The sequence below is a fragment of the Sporosarcina sp. NCCP-2331 genome, assembly GCF_023707945.1.
In the GTDB taxonomy this organism is placed as follows: domain Bacteria; phylum Bacillota; class Bacilli; order Bacillales_A; family Planococcaceae; genus Sporosarcina; species Sporosarcina cascadiensis.
This window is the reverse complement of record NZ_BRCD01000023.1, coordinates 19,821-42,203: the sequence shown is the minus strand read 5'-3', so window position 1 is coordinate 42,203 and position 22,383 is coordinate 19,821. Positions and strand designations below refer to the sequence as shown.

The window sequence follows — 22,383 nt, the reverse complement described above, 5'->3', positions numbered from 1 at the left end:
AATGGATTCAGTCATTAAAAGTATAGAAGAACAACGTGTCGTTGCGGTAATACGTGCAGATACTGCTGAAGAAGCAATAGCTATTATTGAGGGTGCGGTAGCAGGAGGGATTTCATTAATTGAGCTAACATACACTACTCCGGATGTAGCGGAAATATATGAAAAAACTCGCCATTTATCATTTACTTTTGGAGCTGGTACTGTAAATGATATTGAAACAGCAAAAGAAGCAGTTGAATTAGGAGCTGGATTTATTGTCAGTCCATATTTTGATCCTGAGGTTGCTGACTATTGTATGAATGTACAGATTCCTTATTTTCCAGGCTGTATGACTGTTAAGGAAATGATGATAGCAAAGAAAGCAGGAGCACCGATCATAAAACTATTTCCTGCAAATCATTTTGATTCATCGTTCATAAAAGCTGTGAAGGGTCCTTTACCTGATGTGAAGATTATGCCTACTGGCGGAATTGGGCTGCACAACCTTTCGGAATGGCTGCAAGCAGGGGCTATTGCTGTTGGAATTGGAAGCGATTTAAATAAAGCATATGCTGAAGGCGGAGTAGCAGCAGTTACTGATATTTCAAAAAAATATACAAGATTGGTGAAGGGAGTACAAGTCTGATGAAAATGACATTTCGATGGTATGGTGTTAATAACGACACAATTGAATTAAAGCAGATCAAGCAAATTCCTAATGTCGAAGGAATTGTATGGGCTCTTCATAAAAGGCCTGTAGGCGAAGTTTGGCCAATCGAAGAAATCGATGAAGTATTACAACATATCCAAGACAATGGATTTCATGGCGAGGTTGTAGAGAGCGTAAACGTACATGAAGATATCAAGCTGGGGTTAGACTCCCGTGCCCGTTATATTGAAAATTATAAAGAAACAATACGCAACCTGGGCTCCAGGGGTGTAAAGGTTATATGTTATAATTTCATGCCGATTTTTGATTGGACCAGGACTGATTTATTCTATCCGCTTGAAGACGGTTCCACTGCTCTTTTCTATGACCATTCAAAAATTACGAAGATGACTCCGTCTGAGCTTGTTGAAGAAGTTTCAAAGTCATCAAAACTGACTTTACCTGGTTGGGAAAAGGAAAAAATGGCTCAACTAAAAGAGTTATTTGAGCAGTATGAAAACATCTCTGAAGAAGACTTGTGGAGTAATTTGGAATACTTCTTATTAGAAATATTACCTGTGGCCGAGGAAGCAGGGATCAAGATGGCTATCCATCCAGATGATCCGCCATTTTCTATTTTCGGTTTGCCGAGGATTATGACAACTGAGAAAAGTGTGGAGCGTTTATTGCAGATTTCTCCATCTCCTTCAAATTGTCTAACTTTATGCACTGGTTCATTTGGTGCTCGTTCTGATAATGATGTAGTGGCATTGACCGAGAAATATATAAAGAACTCTCCATTTACACACGTTCGCAATGTAAAACATTTTGAAGACGGAAGTTTTGTTGAAACATCTCATTATACAACTGATGGTTCAATTGATATAGCGGGCGTAATTGAGCAATACGCAGATCAGCAATATGAAGGCTACGTGCGACCGGACCATGGCAGACATCTATGGGATGAAGAATGCAGAGCGGGTTATGGTTTATACGACCGTGCACTTGGAATTATGTATTTACATGGACTTTGGGATGCTTACTCCAGAAAGAGAGGAAACTAATATGTATCCAATACACTCATATTTCAAAAATAAAACTGTGGTGATCACTGGCGGCAGTGGCATTTTATGTTCTGAAATGGCTCGTGCTCTATCAAAACAACAAGCTAATATTGTGATTATAAATAGAACTTTAGAAAAAGGAGAGAAAATCGCAGATGAGCTTCGTTCACTCGGCGGGCAGTCGATGGCATTGTCTGTAGATATCTTAGATAAAGACTCGCTTTTAGATGCAAGAACGCAAATTCTAGATAAGTTTGGCGCTATCCATGTATTGATTAATGGTGCGGGTGGTAATCATCCAGATGCGATTACATTTGATGAATATTTCATTGAAAACAGTAAGGGAAATACATTCTTTGATTTAGACGAAACTGGATTCAAACAAGTCTTTAATACAAACTTCCTGGGAACATTCTTAGCTACCCAGGTCTTTGCTGAAGAATTGCTGAAAGTCGATCAGTCATCCATTTTAAATATTTCTTCTATGAGCGGGTATAGTCCTCTGACAAAAGTACCTGCATACAGTGCTGCGAAATCGTCAATAAATAATTTTACACAATGGCTGGCAGTGTATTTTGCCGGAACATCCATCCGAGTTAATAGTATTGCGCCTGGATTTTTCTTAACGGATCAGAATAGAGCTTTACTTACGAACGAAGACGGCAGTCACACAGATCGGGCAGAAAAGATATTAAGCCAGACACCTTTAAAAGAGTTCGGACAGCCTGATGATCTAATTGGCGCCATGCTCTTTTTGACAGATCCTCACTATTCAAGATTTATTACAGGAATCATCATCCCTGTAGATGGCGGTTTCTTAGCATACTCCGGTGTGTAACATCGATTAATAATTATCAAGGGCGAAATGTTGGTAACAAAAATAGACCTCAGACAATTCAAAAGGAATTGTCTGAGGTTTATTAGATTTTGGATTAGAATAAAGTAGAATTAATTTTAAATATCATTTCTTGTAGATTCTCTAACTACAAGAGAGGAACGTAAAGAATATACCATTTTTTCATTTGTACCTTTATCTATTTGCATAATTAAGGTATTCACTAGAGACTGGGCAATACTATCATTTGAAACACCGACACTAGTTACAGGTACTTCCAGATTGCTCATTTGAGGAATATTATCGTATCCGATAATTGAGATATCTCTTGGAATATGAATGTTCTTTTCCTGAAGTCCTCTTATAACTCCTGATGTTATATCGTAACTTGAACATATAACTCCGTCGGGAAGATTCGTATCCTCTTCTAAAATCTCCTGAATGCAATTATAGCCGTTTATCCAATCGAGTCCTTTACTATTAAATACAGAGTGATCTATTTCAAACTTTTCAGTTGCATGGATAAAACTGTTTAATTTGGCCAGTTGCCGATCGTCCCGGCTGTCAGTATCACCAATAAACGCCAGTCTTTTGTATTTTCTTTCACTGAAAAACTGAACAGCCTGTGAAATTGCTCCTTCGTAATCTACATCTACAATTGAAAAGTTCTTTTGGGGCGAATTTACACCATATGCGATAATGGGTATATTTAAATGGTTTCCCGTAAAGTCAGTCATTGCCTGCTCATCAAAAGCGATGACCCCGTCCACTTGAAATCTTTGAAATTGCTGTAAGGAAATCTCAATTTCATCTATCGATAACAAAATGTTATATTCATTATGTTTAGCGTGTTCATTTATTTTCGAAATGATAGCTGCCGGAGCAATTCTTTCAAGCGTTGGCCAAATGACACCAATTGTTTTCGATTTTTTTTGTACCAGTCTTTGCGCTGCAAAGTTTGGTTGATAGCCTAATTCCTCAGCAATTTTAATAATTTTTTCTTTAGTAATCGGCTTTACCAAAGGACTGTCATTTAACGCTTTCGAAACAGTGGAATAGCTCACATTTGCTACTTTTGCTATATCTTTAATTGTCACAGCCATATGTCCTACCACAAATCCCCTCGTTCAATACTATACTGTTTTATATTCTAATACGATTCATATAACTGAATTAAGTGAATTTCAGATTCTCTAATTACAACAAAACTTACCATTGCTTTTCCATTTGTCGGAATAATCTTTTATAGTTCTTGCAATCTATCATATTATAACATATAATTAAAAATAATAATAACAACGTTGTTATTATTAATGAAAGCGTTTACTAATATTAGAAATGGGGGACTTGGTTTGAAAAAGTTTTGGTTATCTTTACTTGTTGGTTTGATAGCAGTCGTCATGGCAGCATGTGGTGGAGATGAAGGCAGTGAAGATGGGAGTGCGAGTGCAAGCGGGGAGAAGACTATTACGTTGAAAATGGCGGATAACCATCCAGATGATTATCCTACTGTTGTCGGCGATAAAGAGTTTGCACGTCTTGTTGAAGAAAAAACTGATGGCAAGTATAAGATTGAAGTCTATTCAGGAGGACAATTGGGCGATGAAAAAAGTGTCATTGAGCAGCTTCAGGTCGGTTCAATTGATTTATCCCGTGTTAACGTAAGCCCTGTATCTGAGTTTTCAGACCAAATTGGCGTTCTTGGACTGCCTTATTTATTTGAAGATGAGGATCACAAATGGGATATTTTGAATGGTGAGATCGGTGAAGAGTTATTGGAAAGTTTAGATGATGCGAAGCTTGTAGGATTAGCCTATTACGATTCTGGTGCACGAAATTTTTACAATTCCAAGCGCCCAGTTTCCAAACCAGCAGACATGAAAGGTTTGAAAATCCGTGTACAGCAATCTGATATCTTTATTGAACTTGTAAAGTCTCTTGGCGCATCCCCAACTCCTATGTCTTATGATGAAGTATATTCAGGAATTCAAACAGGAGTATTAGACGGAGCTGAGAATAATTTCCCGAGTTACTATTCTTCAAATCATTTTGAAGTTGCGAAATACTACACAATTGATCAGCATTCTAACGTTCCTGAAGTAGTTTTAGCTTCCGCTTCTCTATGGGATAAACTAGATGAAGATGCAAAAAAGGCTTTTAAAGAAGCTGCAATGGAATCACAAAAAGTTCAACGCGAAGCATGGGACAAGTTGACGGCAGATTCAGAAAAAGAAATTTTGGCTGCTGGAAATGAAATTACAGAAATAGATGACCCGGCTGAGTGGAGAGAAGCAGTACAGCCTTTATACGACAAGCATGGGGAAAAGTATAAGGAATACTTAGACAAGATAAAAAAATAAATTCATTCAGGAGTCAGCCCTCTGAACATGGGGGGCTGGCTCAAAGAATTAACTAATCAAGGTGTATTAGATTGGAATAGCTTTTTTAATTAAATAATTTTTTATATTGCGTTTTGACCAACCTTCAATACATACTTCTCAATTTGTAATTTAATAAAGTTTGTTTTTAAGATACTTCAGGCTGAATAATAATTTGAAACCGAAAATGTTTTTCCTGACTCATATGCTCTATATCCCTGTTCGTGTTATTGACAGCTCGGATTTTCTACATATGTTGTGATTTCAAATAAATCTAAAGGAGGATTTGGCTATGAGTAGTTTGCAAAAAGTTAAATACCACTTTGACCGTACTGTAAACTTTATTGCACTTTCAATGGTGCTGATTATGAGTGTAGTTGTAATAACACAAGTTTTCACTAGGAACGTTCTAAATTACACACCAAGATGGTCTGAGGAATTTTCCATGTTGTTGCTTGTATGGATAACTTTTTTAGGAATTGCTGTTGGATTCAGAGAGAAGCTGCATATTGGGGTCAGTGTTTTTGTTTCATTAATGCCGAAACCAATCCAGAAGGCAACAGTATGGATTTCTAAAATTATTATAATTGGCGTGAGCTTTCTATTTATCTACTATGGTTTACAATTTACAGTTCTTATGGGTGGATCAACAATGGCAGGAACTGGTTTTCCTACGAGTGTATTATATGCCTCAATTCCCGTTTGCGGTTTTCTAATGTTGATATATGGAATTGAATTACTTTTTCACGATGACATTCATACAGATTTGTCTGACACTCCAGAGGAGGAAGTATAAATGGGAGTATTAATTTTAATTGGCGGCTTTATATTACTTTTGATTATTAGAGTACCTGTTGCGCTTTCGCTCGTTGTGTCATCTCTTTTAACAGGTCTATACTTAAATATTGACTTGGCTGCAATAGTTCAAAGAATGGTAAGTGGAGTTAATTCATTCTCACTATTAGCCATCCCGTTTTTCATTTTAGCCGGTGAAATTATGAATGAAGGTGGAATTTCGAGAAGACTAATTGACTTATCAAATGTATTAATTGGAAGAGTACGCGGAGGACTTGCAATGGTAAATGTATTGGCAAGTACATTTTTCGGCGGCATTTCGGGCTCAGCAGTTGCGGATGTTTCTTCGATTGGGTCAGTCCTGATTCCTATGATGAAAAAGAAGGGCTATGATTCCGATTATGCAGTAAGTGTTACAGTTTCCAGTGCTGCTCAAGGTGTTATGATCCCGCCTAGTCATAATATGATCATTTACTCAACTGCTGCGGGCGGTGTTTCTGTAGGTGCTCTATTCATGGGTGGAATTGTTCCGGGTCTCCTGCTTGGTTTAGTTTTGATGATTCTTACTTATGCAATAGCAGTTAAAAGAAATTATCCAAAAGGTGAGCCTATTAAAAAAGAAGACGTTCCCCGTATTTTGAGAGAAGGATTTTTAGGTTTGTTTACTGCAGTGATCATTATCGGTGGAATTGTCAGTGGTATTTTCACAGCTACTGAATCTGCCGCAATCGGTGTACTTTACGCATTTATCATCTCTTTCTTTGTCTATCGGGATATCCCAATCAGCAGAATGGGAGTTATTTTAAAGCGTACTTTTTACACACTTTCCATGGTTATGTTTTTAATTGCTGCATCATCAGGTTTTGGATGGTTATTGGCATTACTGAAAGTTCCGGCAATGGTAACAGATTTATTGATTTCTGTTTCGCCTAATGATTTCGTCACTTTACTTTTAATTAATATTATATTATTGGTTTTAGGAATGTTCATGGACATGGCGCCGTTAATTCTGATTGTCACACCTATTTTATTACCGGTTGCACTTAGTATTGGACTGGACCCTGTTCACTTCGGGGTTATGCTTATATTAAACTTATCAATCGGCCTTATTACTCCACCAGTTGGCACTGCGCTCTTTGTAGGGTGTGCTATTGGTAAAATACCTATTGAAAGAGCTTCACTGGGTATGTTGCCCTTCTATGGAGCGATGGTCATAGTTTTGTTACTTGTTAGTTTCATTCCGCAACTTTCGTTAACACTGCCAGATATTTTACTAAAATAAAGGAGCGATATTTTATGAAAAAATTTATGGATGATACATTCCTGCTGTCAAATGAATTAGCGATTAACCTATTTGAAAAACATGCAAAAAATATGCCCATTATCGATTATCACTGCCATTTGAATCCACAGGAAATTGCTGATAACAAATCTTTTAAAAACCTGACGCAAATTTGGTTATATGGTGATCATTACAAATGGCGTGCAATGCGTGCAAATGGAATCGATGAATTTTACATCACCGGTCAGGCAACAGACTATGAGAAATTTATGGCATGGGCTAAAACAGTTCCTATGACAATTGGAAATCCACTTTATAATTGGACGCATTTAGAACTGCAGCGCTACTTTGGTATCTATACCGTATTAAATGAGGACACGGCAGAAGAAGTTTGGAATCGGGCAAATGAGCTCTTGCAGACTGACGATTTCGGAGTCCAGCAATTGATAGAGCGCTTTAATGTAGAAGTTATTTGTACTACTGATGATCCTGTTGACGATTTGTCCCATCATGAAAGAGTTGCAGCTCAGCAACATTTTAAAACAAAAGTGTTACCTAGTTTCAGGCCTGACAAAGTGTTGAATATTCATTTATCTACTTTTGAAGATTGGATTAAAAGCTTAGAACATGTTGTAGGCTACTCTTTATCTGAATTTACTTCACTGCTCAACGCATTGGAAGAAAGAATTCAATACTTTCATGACAGGGGCTGCCGGGTTTCAGATCATGCGCTCGATACAGTTACGTATAACGAGGTTACTGAAGACGAAGCAGCTCTTATTTATAAGAAAGCCATGCATGGAGATTCACTGACAACAGATGAAATAGTGAAGTATCGGACTTTTTTACTGCTGTTTTTAAGTAAACAGTACTCGAGTCATGATTGGGCGATGCAATACCATATGAAAGCATTGCGAAATACGAATGAAAGAAAATTGAGTCTGCTAGGCCCGGATACCGGATTTGATAGCATAAATGATGGAGATATTGCACAACCGCTTGCGAGCTTATTAAATGAAATGGAACTTCAGGAAATATTGCCGAAAACCATTTTATATTCTTTGAATCCCAACGACAACTATGTATTAGGGACAATGATTGGAAATTATCAGGGCGGTCAGCCGGGTAAAATTCAATTTGGTACTGCGTGGTGGTTCAATGATCAAAAAGACGGCATGTTGGATCAAATGAAAGCACTGGCGAACTTAGGGCTGTTTAGCCAATTTATCGGTATGTTAACAGACTCCAGAAGCTTTTTATCATATACGCGTCATGAATATTTCAGACGATTGGTCTGTGACCTGGTTGCAGGCTGGGTAGAAAACGGAGAAGTTCCAAATGACGAGAGATTATTAGGGGGTATTATTGAAAACATTTGTTATGGAAATGCAAGGAACTATTTCAAATTTGAGTAAGGAGCGTGGAAATGGAACGATTAAATAAGAACATGGCAGAAGAAATAAATTCAAGTCCTGAAAAGATTGTTCAATTTGGCACAGGGAATTTTCTGCGCGGATTTACAAATTGGATGATTAAGCGTTTAAATGATGAAACATTTTTCCGAGGCAGGATTGTATCAATGGCATCTACTTCCTCGAATAACTATAAGAAACTAGAGGAACAAGACAATCTTTATACGTTATATATGCAGGGGTTGGTTAAAGGTAAATTAGTTGAAGAAGCCACAATTATAGATACCGTCTCCCGCACCATACCTCTGAATGAGAGATATAACGATTTTCTTCAGTTAGCGGCGGTTGATTCTGTAGAGTTCGTATTTTCTAACACAACCGAAGCGGGAATTGTATTTTGTGACGAAGACAAACTGCAAGGAAATATTAAATCATTTCCTGCTAAATTAACAGAAGCTTTATATAAGCGTTATGAGACATTTAACGGAGACAAGACAAAGGGATGGACAATTATCCCTTGTGAACTTATTGAAAATAACGGTAATGTTCTGCGCGATTTTGTCATACGCTATGCTGTACTATGGAATTTAGAAGAATCCTTCATTAATTGGATTAAGGAGTACAATTTCTTTTACAACAGTCTAGTAGATCGTATTGTACCGGGTTTTCCGACAAACCCGGATGAATATTTCGTCAAGCTGGGATATCGCGATGAACAACTTGTGATAGCCGAACAATATTATATTTGGGTTATCGAAGCACCTGCTGCCTTACAAGAAAAACTTCCATTTCATTCAGCCGGTTTGAATGTTCATTTAGTTGAAGATTTAACTGCTTACAGGGAAAGTAAAGTCTATTATCTAAATGGAGCGCATACTGCTATGACTCCTGTTGCATTACAACTGAATGAATCCTTTGTCAATCAGGCAATGGCTAACCCTATATTAAAGAAGTATGTGGAGAGATTATTTCAGGAAGAAATAACAACGTTGTTAAAATATGATCGTAACTTTCTGATGGAATATGGAGAAGAAGTCATTGCTCGTTTTGAAAATCCTACTATAGATCACCGTTTAAATGGTATTGCACTGAATGCTTCATCTAAATGGAAAACGCGCAATCTTCCTATGTTCGAAAAATATATGGAATCCTACGAAAAAGTGCCTTTACTTATGTCGCTTGGTCTTTGGAGTTGGATATTGTTTTATCGTCCCTCATCAAAACAACCAATCCAGGATGATTCTGAGGTTATTTCGAAAATGGCTGCATTCTGGGAGTCATACGAGCGTAAAGAAACGGATGCCAATGAATTAATGGCTAATATAATAAATTCGGGATTATGGGGTCACTATGTATATTCGGCTAAGCTTGCCAATCAATTAGCACAATGGCTGGTGACTTTTGAGAACAGCGGTTTCCAGCAAGTTGTATTGGAGGTAATAAACAATGAACCAAGTATTACAAATCAATAAGCATGATAATGTTGTAGTTGCTTTACAGCCAATTGCGAAGGGGTCTGCGTTTGATTTTAACGGACAGTTGATTCACGTGAAAGAAGATATACCCACCGGCCATAAAATCTCAATAGCGATGATTAATAAAGATCAAGAAATTATTAAATACGGCTATTCTATCGGGCATGCAGTGAGGGCGATAGAAATTGGTGAACATATTCACACACATAATATAAAAACGTCTTTACAAGATGAAAATCAGTATAGTTACCAACCGATAAAACACGGAAGCAACATAACGAAATCAACTTATACCTTTCAAGGATATCGACGTGCAAATGGCGATGTAGGTATTCGCAATGAGTTATGGATTGTACCTACAGTTGGTTGTGTAAACGGTGTAGCTGAACGTATAATACAAATTTTTAAAAGTGAAGTCGATTCTATAGCTCCCTTCGAATCTATAGATGTTATGAAACATTCATTTGGCTGCTCTCAGTTAGGTGACGACCATATAAACACCAGAACGATTTTAAAAGATATTATCGAACATCCGAATGCTGGCGGTGTCTTGGTGCTGGGATTGGGCTGCGAGAATAATGAGCTTTCCACATTACGTTCCTTGCTGACTGATCCTGATTCGTCACGCGTCAATTTTTTAGTAAGTCAGGAAGTCGAGGATGAAATAGAAGCGGGAGTTGCAAAACTGCATGAACTTCATCAGGCAGCGATGGGCGACCAGCGTGTACCGGTACCCATATCGGAATTAAAAATCGGATTAAAGTGCGGGGGGTCAGACGGCTTCTCAGGCATTACAGCAAATCCCTTATTGGGAAAGTTTTCTGATTTCTTAATTGCGCAAGGAGGTTCTACTGTATTAACCGAAGTTCCTGAGATGTTCGGCGCAGAAACCATACTGATGAATCGGGCAAAAGATGAGCAAGTCTTCAATAAAATTGTAGATTTGATCCAAAGTTTCAAACAATACTTTATAGCACATGATCAACCAATATATGAAAATCCTTCACCTGGAAATAAAGATGGGGGCATCAGTACTCTGGAAGATAAGTCATTGGGTTGTACTCAAAAGGCGGGGACTGCGATTGTAACCGATGTATTGGATTACGGTGAGACATTAAAGGAAAAAGGTTTGAACTTATTGAATGCTCCAGGGAATGACTTAGTAGCTTCTACAGCTCTGGCAGCTTCAGGGTGTCACATAGTGCTATTCACAACTGGACGTGGTACTCCTTTTGGCACATTTGTTCCTACTATAAAAGTTTCTACCAACAGTATGCTTGCCAACAGAAAAAAACATTGGATTGATTTTGATGCGGGTGAAATTTTAGAGGGCGTTTCCATGGATGAAGCAGCAGAAAAATTCATAGCATATATTCTTCAAGTTGCGGGCGGCACATTAGTTAACAATGAAAAAAATCACTTCAAAGAGATTGCTATATTTAAATCAGGTGTGACATTGTAAGTAAAGGAGCGGACCTTATCGTGCAATCTAAACATACTTCAAAAATGTACATAGTATATTTATTGGTATTTCTTGTACATGTTTTGAATGTTATTATTTTTGATGAAAAGTTATCTCAACCGTTAGGATACTTGGCAATCCTCCTTTTATTAATATCATTTAAAAATGCGGGCACTTTATTTAAAGTGCTCGGTTTTAGTTTTATCCTAATTGGAGCTATTGTGATGTATACAGAGAAGCTTCCATTAAACGAGCTTCCGTTAATGATGACTTCTAATTTATCCGTTCTCGCATTGTTAATGATGCTGCCGTGGATGACTTCTGTTGTCCAAATAGGCAGATTCGACAAGACCATGACTTCATTAATTGAGGCAAATGCAAAAGATTTGGGTCAATTATATCCCCGCAGTGCATTTACAACGTTTACTCTTGCGTCATTTTTGAACTTATCCGCTGCATCCATTTCACAGGATGTACTGAAAGAGCATTTAAAGCAATTACCCGACCGTGTAAAAAATGAATTTATATTACGGACTACATTGCGCGGGTTTACCCTGGCGCTGCTGTGGAGTCCGCTTGAACTACTGTTGGTAGTTACGATCTTCACGACAGGTGTTCAATATCTGTCATTGCTTCCTTGGCTGCTGGTTATTGTAGTTATCACTTTTGTCTTGGACAGTTTCATTGGCAATCGTTCATTTCGCAAGTATTCTTATGAGGGCGACAACGGAAAGCAAATAGATAAAAAGAATACAATGAAAAGTTTAATCCATCTGATTTGTGCGCTTGGTCTTTTTTTAGCAATTGTCGTTACGGCAGGTAAGTTGTTTAATATTGATTTCCTAATTGCGGTTACACTGGTGATTTTACCTTTTACTTTATTATGGTCATTATTTATGAAGAGATTGAAAAGTTTTTGGAAGATTGCACTGCCATTTTGGATTTCTAAAACCAACACAATGCAAAATTTTGTAGTACTCTTTATTGCCTTATCGTTTTTCAGCAATAGTCTAAACAGCTCTTCGGTATTAAGTGTTATTGAACAGCCAATAGTCCACTTAGCTAATTATCCATTACTCATTTTTATTGCGATTCAACTATTTTTTATTTTATTGAGTATGGCCGGAATCCATCCTGTCGCTACAATCGGCATTCTGACTTCAGTTATTTCTATATTGTTGACTATTTTAAATCCATTAAGTGTAGCCATTGTTATTGTCACTTCTTCGGTAGCGACTTTGACAGTCGGGTCATATGGATTAGTTGTAACGCTGACTTCCATGAACCTAGAATACAGTCCGTATAAAATCACCTGGTCGAATATGCCTTTTGCTATTATGTATGGATTTGTAGGATCGATTGTGGCGTTTTTATTATTATAACCAGAATGTTAATATGGAACGGATATCTATTTTCTAAAGAACAAATCTGCATATAATTCTTTGACAGTCTTAACTGGAATCCCTTTCCCGTCCTATGCTATAGTAAAATGGAAAAGGCTGGTGAAGAGAGTGCAGAAACGAAGAAGGCCGGTAATTCGTAAAGGAAATGTAGTGGTTTTTCCGGGAACATTGGAGCGTTTGCATAGATTGGGCAGAGAAGCGATGGAGAAAGATCTCTATGACGAAGCAATTGATCACTTTGAAGCCATTCTCGACATCAATCCGGATGAAATATCTGTATTAGATCTACTTGCCATTGCTCTTTATGAGACGAAGGATTTTGAACGTGCAAAAGACTACGCACTGCTTGCGATGCAAAAACAGTCCGGTGACTACATAGAAATATTGGAACTGTATCTGTCGATTTCCATTCAGCTTCAGCAATATGAAGAAGTAGAGCTGACGATTCAAGGTTTATTGGAAAAAGATATGATCCCTTCAGACAGCTTGCAGAAGTTCCAATACTTGCGTGAATTGAATGGCAGATTAACTGATCGTTATATAGAAGAAACTGAGTTGCGGGAGCCTTCCGTCACATTAAAGGATTTTCTGCAGATGTCGACGAATGGCAGACAGGAATTTCTGCTATCTTTGCAAAATCAGCTGCTCGGACCTTACATTCCATTGCTAATTGATATCGTACAGCATGAAGACAGTATGCCGGTCGTCAAGACGTATGCACTGCTGCTGCTTCAAAAAAGCGGTACGAATGAATCTGTTACGATTACAAAGTATCATTATGAAACAGAAGCGATCCCGTCAAGGCTTGTTTCTATCGAATTGGATCCGTTTGTCAATGAAGTACAGTTTCTGGCAAAGTCCCGTTTCGAAAAGGATCCGACAGCAAGTGAGCTTGCTGAAAATTTGATCATGAAATACGCCGTGCTGCTGTATCCTTTTCATTGGAGTCCTTATACAGCAGAGGAAGTTGCGGATGCATATACCGCTTATACAAAACAGTTATTATATGGAATAGAGATGGAGCAGACGGCACTGGTGCAATTCATCCGCTCTGTCGATGAAGAAATGGACAGCTGAAGAATGAATATTTCTTGAAACATGGTTAGACTATGTTATACTAAAATGGTTGTCAACTGCTTATCTGTCTTCAGTAAAGTTCTCAATCAAAATACTGGTGAGAAATATTATAATAGTTGAATTCAGATAAAACTTTCGAAGGGTGTCCAAGATTTTTTCGTTTTTGCTGGAAAAATTCAGATACAATCACGCGAAGGTATAATTGATTAAAATAAAAGTAGTAAAAGTTGTGTAAATGATTTGGAGGTCAGAAATATGACAGTTAAATGGGAAAAACTAGAAGGCAGTGAAGGGAAACTTACATTTGAAGTTTCTGTAGAGCGTTTTAACCAAGGTATGGATGAAGCGTTTAAAAAAGTAGTAAAGAAAGTACAGGCTCCTGGTTTCCGTAAAGGAAAAATGCCTCGCAAAATGTTCGACAAAATGTACGGTGAAGAAGCGCTTTATAATGATGCAATCGATATCGTATTGCCTGAAGCGTACTCAAAAGCTGTAGAAGAAGCAGAAGTTGATCCAATTGCTGCTCCTGAAATCGACATTGAAAAGCTTGAAAAAGGCGAGCCGGTTGTATTCACAGCAGTAATCGCTCTGAAACCAGAAGTGAAATTGGGAGAATACAAAGGGCTTGAAGTAACTCGTCAATCGACTGAAGTTACAGATGAAGAAGTAGATGCTCAGCTTGAACAACGCCGTGAAGGACTTGCGGAAATGGTTGTTAAAGAAGACGGTGCTGCTGAAGACGGCGATACAGTAACAATCGACTTTGAAGGTTTTGCTGACGGCGAAGCATTTGAAGGCGGAAAGTCTGAAAACTACGAGCTTGAAATTGGATCAGGTTCATTTATCCCAGGATTTGAAGAGCAAGTGGTCGGTATGAAAACAGGAGAAGAAAGTGAAATCGAAATTACTTTCCCTGAAGAGTACCATGCAGCTGAACTAGCTGGAAAACCTGCTACATTCAAAGTGAAAGTTCACGAGATCAAGTCGAAGGAAGTTCCTGAGCTTGACGATGAGCTGGCTAAAGAAATCGACGAAGAAGTTTCCTCAGTAGAAGAGCTTCGTACGAAACTTAAAGAAGAAGCAGAAGAAGTGAAAAAGAACGATTCTGAAACAGCACTTCGTGACGATCTGGTTGAACAGGCAGCAAGCAACGCGGAGATGGAAATTCCACAAGCGATGATTGATTCTGAAACAGACCGCATGATGCAAGATTTCGAACAACGTCTTCAAATGCAAGGCATGAACCTTGATCTATACTTCCAGTTCTCTGGTCAGGACGAACAAACGCTTCGTGACCAAATGAAAGACGACGCGTTAAGCCGTGTTCGCGTATCATTAACACTTGAAGCAATTGGAGCAGCAGAAAATGTGGAAGTTCCTGAAGAGGAAGTAAATGCAGAACTTGAAAAGATGTCAGAACAATTCGGTATGGAAGTGGAGCAGATTAAAGCAACACTTGGCGGCACTTCAGTACTTGAAAATGATCTTCGTTTCAATAAAACGGTTCAGTTGCTTGTAGATAACGCTAAAATCGTTGACTGATTGATCCATAACAACTGATACAAGGTACGGTTTACCGTACCTTGTTTTTCATAAGTAAAAGCTCGTTAGTATAATCCATGCAAATTTCCACAAGCTAATGCAATAATCTGATTACCGAATACATATTTGCCTTGCAGTTCTAAATAGTTGATTAAGTCAAGGTAATCTTGTAGTATATTCACTTGAATAGGGGTGAGCATAATGTTCAAATTTAATGATGAAAACGATAACCTGAGCTGTTCTTTTTGCGGTAAATCACAAGATCAAGTCCGTAAATTAGTAGCAGGCCAAGGTGTTTATATTTGTGATGAATGCGTTGAACTTTGTGCAGAAATCGTGGAAGAAGAAGTCGGTCTGGAAGAAGGCTTCGAGTTGAAAGACGTTCCAAAGCCAAAAGAAATCCAGAGCATTCTTGATGAATATATCATCGGGCAGGACCGCGCAAAGAAATCACTAGCGGTTGCCGTTTATAATCACTATAAACGTGTGAATTCAGGCAGTAAAATTGATGATGTCGAATTAGCGAAGTCAAATATCGTCTTGATCGGACCGACAGGAAGCGGTAAAACCTTACTTGCTCAAACGCTGGCTCGAATCCTGGATGTGCCATTCGCAATCGCGGATGCGACTTCATTAACTGAAGCAGGTTATGTTGGTGAAGACGTAGAGAATATCCTGTTGAAATTAATTCAAGCTGCGGATTTCGATATCGAAAAAGCAGAAAAAGGTATTATTTACATTGACGAAATTGATAAAGTAGCACGTAAATCTGAAAATGCGTCCATCACACGTGACGTGTCAGGTGAAGGTGTCCAGCAAGCGTTGCTGAAAATCTTAGAAGGAACCGTTGCAAGCGTACCGCCTCAAGGAGGACGCAAACATCCGCACCAGGAATTCCTGCAGATTGATACAACAAATATTTTATTCGTCGTAGGCGGTGCATTTGATGGTATTGAAGATATCGTTAAACGCCGTATCGGTCGTAAGGTCATCGGTTTCGGAAACAATCCTAACAAGGAAATCAGCGAAGATGAAAGCTTGCTGTCACGTTTGATTCCGGAAGACTTGCAGCAATTCGGTTTAATTCCCGAGTTTATCGGCCGTCTGCCTGTCATCGCTACACTGGATGCTTTGGATGTGGATACATTGTATCAAATCCTAACTGTTCCTAAGAATGCGATCGTCAAGCAGTATCAGAAAATGGTTGAACTTGATGATGTAGCCCTTCGTTTCGAAGAAGATGCATTGCTTGAAATAGCCAAAGAAGCGATCGCTCGTAAAACAGGAGCTCGTGGATTGCGTTCGATTATCGAAAATATCATGCTTGATGTAATGTATGAGTTGCCGTCACTTGAAGAAGTGAAGGAATGTATCATTACGAAAGAATCGGTTCTTGGAACTGCGTCACCAATTTTATATAAAGCTGATGGTACCGTATTTGATATTGATTCAGAAAAAAATACGGCATAACGCCGAAATGGCAAAAAGCCGGCTGTGCCGACGCGTGAATAACGCTCGGCAGTCGGCTTTTTCTTACATATGAATGAACAAGTTATACATATACATATTTTAATGGAGGTGGCTAGTAGTGCCGAGTATTCAAATGAAGAACATCCCTTTATTGCCACTTCGCGGAGTGATCGTTTATCCAACCATGCTGTTACATATTGATGTAGGAAGAGAGCGTTCGGTGTTCGCAATCGAACATGCTTTAGCCGGTGACCATCAAGTTTTTCTTGCTACCCAAATGGATTTAAGTTTAGAAAATCCGGAAAAAGAAGATTTGTATCGTCTGGGTACGCTTGCTACCATCAAATCAATGACCCAATTGCCAAATGGCACGTATCGTGTATTAATCGAAGGTGTACAGCGTGCACATTGGTCTTCCTATGAAGAAGCAGATCTATATCCGGTTGTAAACGTTAAAAGTTATGAGGAAGATCAAGTAAAAGACGCGGAAATTGAAGCGCTCATGCGAACGCTGATCGCTCAGTTTAAGCGCTACGCCAAGAACAGCAAGCGTATTTCGGAAGAAACAGTAGAGACAGTCGAAGACATCCAAGAGCCCGGACGATTGGCTGATATGATTGCTTCTAATTTGCCGTTGAAACTGTCAGCTAAACAAGAAGTTTTGGAAATGACTGATATTCCTGAGCGTTTGGAATGGCTGATCAGCCGTATGTACAATGAGCAGGAAATTATCGAGCTGGAACGCAAAATTAATGAGCGTGTTAAGGAAGCGATGGAACGTACGCAGAAAGAATTTTATTTGCGTGAGCAGTTGAAAGCAATCCAGACGGAGCTTGGTGATAAAGACGGCAAAGGGCTGGAAGTGTCAGAACTCAAAAAGAAAATTAATGAAGCAAACATGCCGGAACATGTGAAAGAAAGCGCTGAGCGTGAGCTGGAGCGTTTTGAAAAAATCCCTTCTGTTTCAGCGGAAAGCGGGATCATCCGCAACTACATTGAGTGGCTGATCGTGCTGCCATGGACCAATGCAACGGTAGATCAATTAGATATCACGAGATCTGAAGAAATTCTGAATCGTGATCATGAAGGATTGGAAAACGTCAAAGAACGGATTTTAGAGTTTCTGGCGGTTCGTCAAATGACAAACTCGCTGCGGGGACCTATCCTGTGTATCGATGGACCGCCGGGAGTCGGAAAAACTTCATTGGCTCGTTCGATTGCCGAATCGCTTGGACGGAAATTCGTCAGACTGTCTCTGGGCGGAGTTCGTGATGAGTCTGAAATCCGCGGTCATCGCCGGACATATGTCGGTGCGATGCCTGGCCGAATCATTCAAAGTATGAAAAAAGCGGGAAGTATTAACCCTGTATTCTTACTGGATGAAATCGATAAAATGTCCAATGACTTCAGAGGTGATCCATCGTCTGCCATGCTTGAAGTTCTTGATCCTGAGCAGAACAGTACATTCAGCGATCACTATATTGAAGAGCCTTACGATCTGTCTGACGTGTTATTTATTGCAACTTCTAATGATTTAGGAGCGATCCCGGGCCCGCTGCGCGACCGGATGGAAGTCATTTCTATCCCTGGTTATACGGAGCAGGAGAAACAATCGATTGCTAAAAACCACTTGATTCCGAAACAGTTGAAAGAACATGGTCTGACGAAATCGAAGGTACGGTTCCAAGACGAAGCAATTTTGGATTTGGTTCGTTATTATACTAGGGAAGCCGGCGTTCGTTCATTGGAACGGGAAGTGGCAAGCATTTGCAGAAAAGCTGCACGGCAGATTCTTTCAGGTGATAAGAAAAGCTTAACGGTCAGCCCGAAGACTTTGGAAACTTTACTTGGCAAAAAACGCTTCCGGTTTGGACAGGCAGAAACGGTAAATCAAGTTGGGATGGCTACAGGCCTGGCCTACACAACAGTTGGCGGAGACACTTTGCAGATTGAGGTTTCATTGTCGATCGGTAAAGGTAAACTGTTGTTAACCGGAAAATTAGGCGATGTCATGAAGGAATCTGCACAGACGGCATTATCATATGTACGGTCAAAAGCAGTAGATTTTGGAATTGATCCAGAATTTCATGAAAAATGGGATATCCATATCCATGTTCCTGAAGGCGCTACGCCGAAAGACGGTCCTTCTGCGGGTATTACCATTGTAACAGCTCTTGTTTCTGCATTGACAGAACATCCGGTTCGCCGGGAAGTCGGTATGACAGGTGAAGTAACATTGCGCGGCCGTGTGCTGCCGATTGGCGGTTTGAAGGAAAAAACGCTGAGTGCGCATCGTGCAGGATTGCGGACCATCATAATTCCGCAGGACAATGAACGTGATATTGAAGATATACCGGAAAGTGTACGTAAAGAATTAACATTTAAACTCGTGTCGGATGCTCATGAAGTACTCGATATCGCTTTGGAGGAAACGAAATGAAAGTCCATAATGTCGAAATGATCATGAGTGCGGTGAGACCTGAACAATATCCTACGGAAGGTTATCCGGAGTTCGCTCTGGCAGGCCGTTCCAATGTAGGAAAATCATCGTTTATTAATAAAATGATCGGACGTAAAAGTCTGGCCCGTACTTCATCAAAACCAGGGAAGACGCAAACATTAAATTTCTACAAAATTGAAGAGCAGTTATTTTTCGTTGATGTGCCCGGCTATGGTTATGCGAAAGTGTCGAAAACTGAACGCGAAACCTGGGGCGGTATGATTGAACAATATATTACTTGCCGTGAAGAGCTGCGGGCTGTAATTCAGATTGTCGATCTTCGCCATCCGCCGACAGCTGATGACTGCATGATGCACGACTTTTTGGCACATTATAATATACCGACAATTGTTGTGGCAACAAAAGCTGATAAAATACCTAAAGGTAAATGGGAAAAGCATAAGAAAATCGTCAGAACAACTCTCAATATGGAAGTACATCATCCATTAATACTTTTTTCATCTGAAAAAGGAATGGGTATGGACGAAGCATGGCGTGAAATTGAAAGCCGTATGTAATGCTTTACGGGATAATTAATTGCTAAAAAATGACGTCAAATGATGTTCACATTTGATATCCCGACAGAATCACTATGTATGATATAATGAAGTTACGAAAAGATCTGAAAGGTGTGAGCACCTAATGCATACAGTTGTCGTCGGTGTTAACCACCGAACAGCCCCTGTCGAAATTAGGGAAAAACTATCATTCGTCGAAGCTGAATTGCCGCAGGCGATGCAAACTTTGCAACAGCAAAAAAGCATTTTGGAAAACATCATTATTTCCACTTGCAACCGCACAGAAATTTATGCGGTCGTCGATCAGCTCCATACAGGACGATATTATATAAAAAAATTCCTCTCCGATTGGTTTTCGATTCCAATGGAGGATTTTTCGAGCCATTTAATTATTCATGAAGAAGACGGTGCAGTGGAACATTTATTGCGTGTGGCTGCAGGGATTGACTCCATGGTATTGGGTGAAACGCAGATTCTTGGCCAAGTCCGCAGCAGTTTTCTGTCTGCACAGGAAATCGGCACTACCGGTACTGTGTTCAATGAGTTGTTTAAACAAGCTATCACGACAGCAAAAAGAGCGCACACTGACACTGCGATCGGTGAGAATGCTGTGTCTGTTTCTTATGCTGCTGTAGAACTTGGAAAGAAAATTTTTGGTTCACTGAAGCATAAACATATTGTGATTTTAGGTGCCGGTAAAATGGGTGAATTAGCTGTAAAGAACTTGCAGGGAAGCGGTGTCGGAAAGATTACTGTCATTAACCGTACTTTCTCAAAGGCTGAGTTACTGGCAGCGAAGTTTGAAGGCGAAGCAAAATCCATGCAAGAACTGCAATGCATTTTGCTGGAAGCGGATATTTTGATCAGTTCTACAGGCTCTACGGAATTTGTGATTGATTACGATCTGATGCAGCTTGTGGAAAAATTGCGTAAAGGAAAGCCTTTGTTCTTAGTGGACATTGCAGTTCCGCGCGATTTGGATCCGAAAATCAGTGATCTTCCTAATATGTTTTTATATGATATTGATGATCTGCAGGGAATTGTTGAAGCAAATCTGGCTGAACGCAAACATGCAGCAGAAGAAATTGGTTTGATGATTGAAAAGGAAGTCGTTCTATTTAAAGAATGGCTGTCTACGTTAGGTGTTGTGCCGATGATTTCTGCTCTGCGCAAGAAAGCGGCAAGAATTCAGAGCGAGACGATGGCAAGCATTGAAAATAAGATGCCGGATTTAACCGATCGTGAAAAGAAAGTGCTTAATAAGCATACTAAGTCGATAATCAATCAATTGCTGAAAGATCCTATTCTTCAGGCAAAAGAATTATCTACAGATAAAAATGCCTCTGAAAAATTAGCTTTATTCGAACAAATCTTTGGCATAGCTGATGAAGTTCTCGAAGAAAAAGAACAGTTGGCAATTCAAGCGAAAGTACGTCTGCAAAAACGTGCAGAACATAGAAATGAATCTGTAGAATCAACCGAACTTAATTATTTGTACTAATAGACTGGTGGTTCTGTATCTTGCTCTTTCACAAGAACGATACAGGCCCCTTTTTTGTATGTAAGAGAGAGTTGCGGTTTGCGAATTACGGAATAAAACGATTGCAATTATTTGCAGTGAAGCCCTGTCATTTGAGACAATAAAGAAGTGAATTCGGCTGAATGTAATCGAGAGGTTTTGTTTGAAAGGCAGAGAATAGCATATGGTGGATTTGACAATGGCAAGACTTCAGGAATTTATGATTGTACTGTATGCCCTTGGTCTTGTCTTTTACTTAATTGACTACTTTAAAAAGCAGAAGGCCGTGCAGCGCATTGCATTCTGGCTAATCGTCGCGGTATGGGTGACACAAACTGCAATCCTGACATTGTACATTGTCGAAATGAAACGTTTTCCTGTCCTGTCACTCGTGGAAGGAATCTATTTTTACGTATGGCTGCTGGTAACGTTGTCGATCGTGTTCCAACTGATTTACAAAGTAAATTTCATGGTCTTTTTTATGAATATTATTGGTTTTATATTTTTAATGATTCATGTTTTTTCCAATTTAAAATACACAGCCTCCACAGTCGGAGATTCCCTTGTGTCTGAAGTGCTATTTATTCACATTACGACAGCAATTCTCTCGTATGCAGTGTTTGCTTTGGCATTTGTTTTTGCTTTACTATATTTAATTGTATACAAAGTTTTAAAAAAGAAGAAGTTTACAAAGCAGTTTTCTAGTCTGCCGAATCTTCATCAAACAATGATGGGAATGAAGATGTCGATTTATACCGGCATACCGATCTTGTTTGTCAGCTTGATCTTCGGTGTGCAGTGGGCATATGTCGCTCTTACCGATTGGTCGGTCTTTGATATGAAAATTATGGGTTCATTTGCCGTTTTATTATTTTATACCGGTGTGATCTTTTTTCATTACAAAGGTAAACTGCAGCCGCTGGAATTTGCCTGGATGTCAATTTTTGCATTTCTCTTTACCGTCGTGAATTTCTTTTTAGGCAGTACGCTGTCGCAATTTCATTTATGGATATAAGGAAGGAA

The 22,383-nt window shown here is 39.2% G+C and carries 18 protein-coding genes; 17 read left to right on the top strand and 1 reads right to left on the bottom strand.

Annotation, left to right across the window (positions count from 1 at the left end; genetic code table 11):
* Window position 1: 1 nt before the first annotated feature.
* Genes eda through NCCP2331_RS13415 form a run of 3 tightly spaced genes read left to right on the top strand, consistent with a single transcriptional unit; the run spans window position 2 to window position 2,530 of the window.
* Complete coding sequence (gene eda, locus NCCP2331_RS13425) at window positions 2-625, top strand: bifunctional 4-hydroxy-2-oxoglutarate aldolase/2-dehydro-3-deoxy-phosphogluconate aldolase (protein WP_153721372.1); 624 nt, start codon at window positions 2-4, stop codon at window positions 623-625.
* Window positions 625-1,692, top strand: a complete 1,068-nt coding sequence (uxuA, locus tag NCCP2331_RS13420) for a mannonate dehydratase (RefSeq protein ID WP_251671330.1) — start codon at window positions 625-627, stop codon at window positions 1,690-1,692. The genes eda and uxuA overlap by 1 nt, the downstream gene beginning before the upstream one ends.
* A gap of 1 nt (window position 1,693) precedes the next feature.
* Entirely contained in the window at window positions 1,694-2,530 is an 837-nt protein-coding gene (locus tag NCCP2331_RS13415; protein WP_251671328.1) for an SDR family oxidoreductase, read from the top strand.
* A 116-nt stretch (window positions 2,531-2,646) separates the two neighbouring features.
* On the opposite strand, the gene NCCP2331_RS13410 is transcribed toward NCCP2331_RS13415, so the two are convergent.
* On the bottom strand, window positions 2,647-3,624 hold the full coding sequence (locus tag NCCP2331_RS13410) for a LacI family DNA-binding transcriptional regulator (protein WP_194841078.1): 978 nt from the start codon (window positions 3,622-3,624) through the stop codon (window positions 2,647-2,649).
* A 255-nt stretch (window positions 3,625-3,879) separates the two neighbouring features.
* On the opposite strand from NCCP2331_RS13410, the gene NCCP2331_RS13405 reads away from it, so the two are divergent.
* The 14 genes from NCCP2331_RS13405 (at window position 3,880) to ccsA (ending at window position 22,375) form a co-directional block, all read left to right on the top strand.
* Window positions 3,880-4,887, top strand: coding sequence for a TRAP transporter substrate-binding protein (locus tag NCCP2331_RS13405; RefSeq protein ID WP_251671326.1), 1,008 nt, complete (start codon window positions 3,880-3,882; stop codon window positions 4,885-4,887).
* A gap of 310 nt (window positions 4,888-5,197) precedes the next feature.
* Window positions 5,198-5,701: a TRAP transporter small permease gene (locus NCCP2331_RS13400; protein WP_153721367.1), complete on the top strand. Its 504-nt coding sequence runs from the start codon at window positions 5,198-5,200 to the stop codon at window positions 5,699-5,701.
* A complete protein-coding gene (locus NCCP2331_RS13395) occupies window positions 5,702-6,982 on the top strand; it encodes a TRAP transporter large permease (RefSeq protein ID WP_153721366.1) in 1,281 nt (426 codons plus the stop codon).
* 14 nt (window positions 6,983-6,996) lie between these two features.
* Window positions 6,997-8,397, top strand: coding sequence for a glucuronate isomerase (uxaC, locus tag NCCP2331_RS13390; protein ID WP_251671324.1), 1,401 nt, complete (start codon window positions 6,997-6,999; stop codon window positions 8,395-8,397).
* A gap of 11 nt (window positions 8,398-8,408) precedes the next feature.
* Window positions 8,409-9,866, top strand: coding sequence for a tagaturonate reductase (locus tag NCCP2331_RS13385; protein ID WP_153721364.1), 1,458 nt, complete (start codon window positions 8,409-8,411; stop codon window positions 9,864-9,866).
* Complete coding sequence (locus NCCP2331_RS13380) at window positions 9,841-11,331, top strand: UxaA family hydrolase (protein ID WP_251671322.1); 1,491 nt, start codon at window positions 9,841-9,843, stop codon at window positions 11,329-11,331. The genes NCCP2331_RS13385 and NCCP2331_RS13380 overlap by 26 nt, the downstream gene beginning before the upstream one ends.
* A gap of 20 nt (window positions 11,332-11,351) precedes the next feature.
* The gene (locus NCCP2331_RS13375) at window positions 11,352-12,713 is read left to right on the top strand and encodes a hypothetical protein (RefSeq protein ID WP_153721362.1); all 1,362 of its coding nucleotides are present in this window, start codon (window positions 11,352-11,354) and stop codon (window positions 12,711-12,713) included.
* A 129-nt stretch (window positions 12,714-12,842) separates the two neighbouring features.
* Window positions 12,843-13,811 carry a tetratricopeptide repeat protein gene (locus NCCP2331_RS13370; protein WP_153721361.1) on the top strand — a complete coding sequence of 323 codons (969 nt, stop codon included), beginning with the start codon at window positions 12,843-12,845 and terminating at the stop codon, window positions 13,809-13,811.
* 255 nt (window positions 13,812-14,066) lie between these two features.
* Entirely contained in the window at window positions 14,067-15,353 is a 1,287-nt protein-coding gene (gene tig / locus NCCP2331_RS13365; protein WP_251671320.1) for a trigger factor, read from the top strand.
* 201 nt (window positions 15,354-15,554) lie between these two features.
* On the top strand, window positions 15,555-16,823 hold the full coding sequence (gene clpX, locus NCCP2331_RS13360; RefSeq protein ID WP_153721359.1) for an ATP-dependent protease ATP-binding subunit ClpX: 1,269 nt from the start codon (window positions 15,555-15,557) through the stop codon (window positions 16,821-16,823).
* 133 nt (window positions 16,824-16,956) lie between these two features.
* Complete coding sequence (gene lon / locus NCCP2331_RS13355) at window positions 16,957-19,263, top strand: endopeptidase La (RefSeq protein WP_153721502.1); 2,307 nt, start codon at window positions 16,957-16,959, stop codon at window positions 19,261-19,263.
* Entirely contained in the window at window positions 19,260-19,841 is a 582-nt protein-coding gene (gene yihA / locus NCCP2331_RS13350) for a ribosome biogenesis GTP-binding protein YihA/YsxC (protein ID WP_153721358.1), read from the top strand. The genes lon and yihA overlap by 4 nt, the downstream gene beginning before the upstream one ends.
* Window positions 19,842-19,965: 124 nt before the next feature.
* Window positions 19,966-21,342, top strand: a complete 1,377-nt coding sequence (gene hemA, locus NCCP2331_RS13345; RefSeq protein ID WP_153721357.1) for a glutamyl-tRNA reductase — start codon at window positions 19,966-19,968, stop codon at window positions 21,340-21,342.
* A 202-nt stretch (window positions 21,343-21,544) separates the two neighbouring features.
* A complete protein-coding gene (gene ccsA / locus NCCP2331_RS13340; protein ID WP_153721356.1) occupies window positions 21,545-22,375 on the top strand; it encodes a cytochrome c biogenesis protein CcsA in 831 nt (276 codons plus the stop codon).
* Window positions 22,376-22,383: the final 8 nt, after the last annotated feature.

What these genes read in the sequence shown, in the direction of transcription:
- eda (WP_153721372.1), top strand. Translation starts at nt 2, where the DNA reads ATGGATTCAGTCATTAAAAGTATAGAAGAACAACGTGTCGTTGCGGTA.
- NCCP2331_RS13385 (WP_153721364.1), top strand. Translation starts at nt 8,409, where the DNA reads ATGGAACGATTAAATAAGAACATGGCAGAAGAAATAAATTCAAGTCCT.
- ccsA (WP_153721356.1), top strand. Translation starts at nt 21,545, where the DNA reads ATGGTGGATTTGACAATGGCAAGACTTCAGGAATTTATGATTGTACTG.
- clpX (WP_153721359.1), top strand. Translation starts at nt 15,555, where the DNA reads ATGTTCAAATTTAATGATGAAAACGATAACCTGAGCTGTTCTTTTTGC.
- NCCP2331_RS13380 (WP_251671322.1), top strand. Translation starts at nt 9,841, where the DNA reads ATGAACCAAGTATTACAAATCAATAAGCATGATAATGTTGTAGTTGCT.
- uxaC (WP_251671324.1), top strand. Translation starts at nt 6,997, where the DNA reads ATGAAAAAATTTATGGATGATACATTCCTGCTGTCAAATGAATTAGCG.
- tig (WP_251671320.1), top strand. Translation starts at nt 14,067, where the DNA reads ATGACAGTTAAATGGGAAAAACTAGAAGGCAGTGAAGGGAAACTTACA.
- NCCP2331_RS13400 (WP_153721367.1), top strand. Translation starts at nt 5,198, where the DNA reads ATGAGTAGTTTGCAAAAAGTTAAATACCACTTTGACCGTACTGTAAAC.
- NCCP2331_RS13415 (WP_251671328.1), top strand. Translation starts at nt 1,694, where the DNA reads ATGTATCCAATACACTCATATTTCAAAAATAAAACTGTGGTGATCACT.
- hemA (WP_153721357.1), top strand. Translation starts at nt 19,966, where the DNA reads ATGCATACAGTTGTCGTCGGTGTTAACCACCGAACAGCCCCTGTCGAA.
- NCCP2331_RS13395 (WP_153721366.1), top strand. Translation starts at nt 5,702, where the DNA reads ATGGGAGTATTAATTTTAATTGGCGGCTTTATATTACTTTTGATTATT.
- yihA (WP_153721358.1), top strand. Translation starts at nt 19,260, where the DNA reads ATGAAAGTCCATAATGTCGAAATGATCATGAGTGCGGTGAGACCTGAA.
- uxuA (WP_251671330.1), top strand. Translation starts at nt 625, where the DNA reads ATGAAAATGACATTTCGATGGTATGGTGTTAATAACGACACAATTGAA.
- lon (WP_153721502.1), top strand. Translation starts at nt 16,957, where the DNA reads ATGAAGAACATCCCTTTATTGCCACTTCGCGGAGTGATCGTTTATCCA.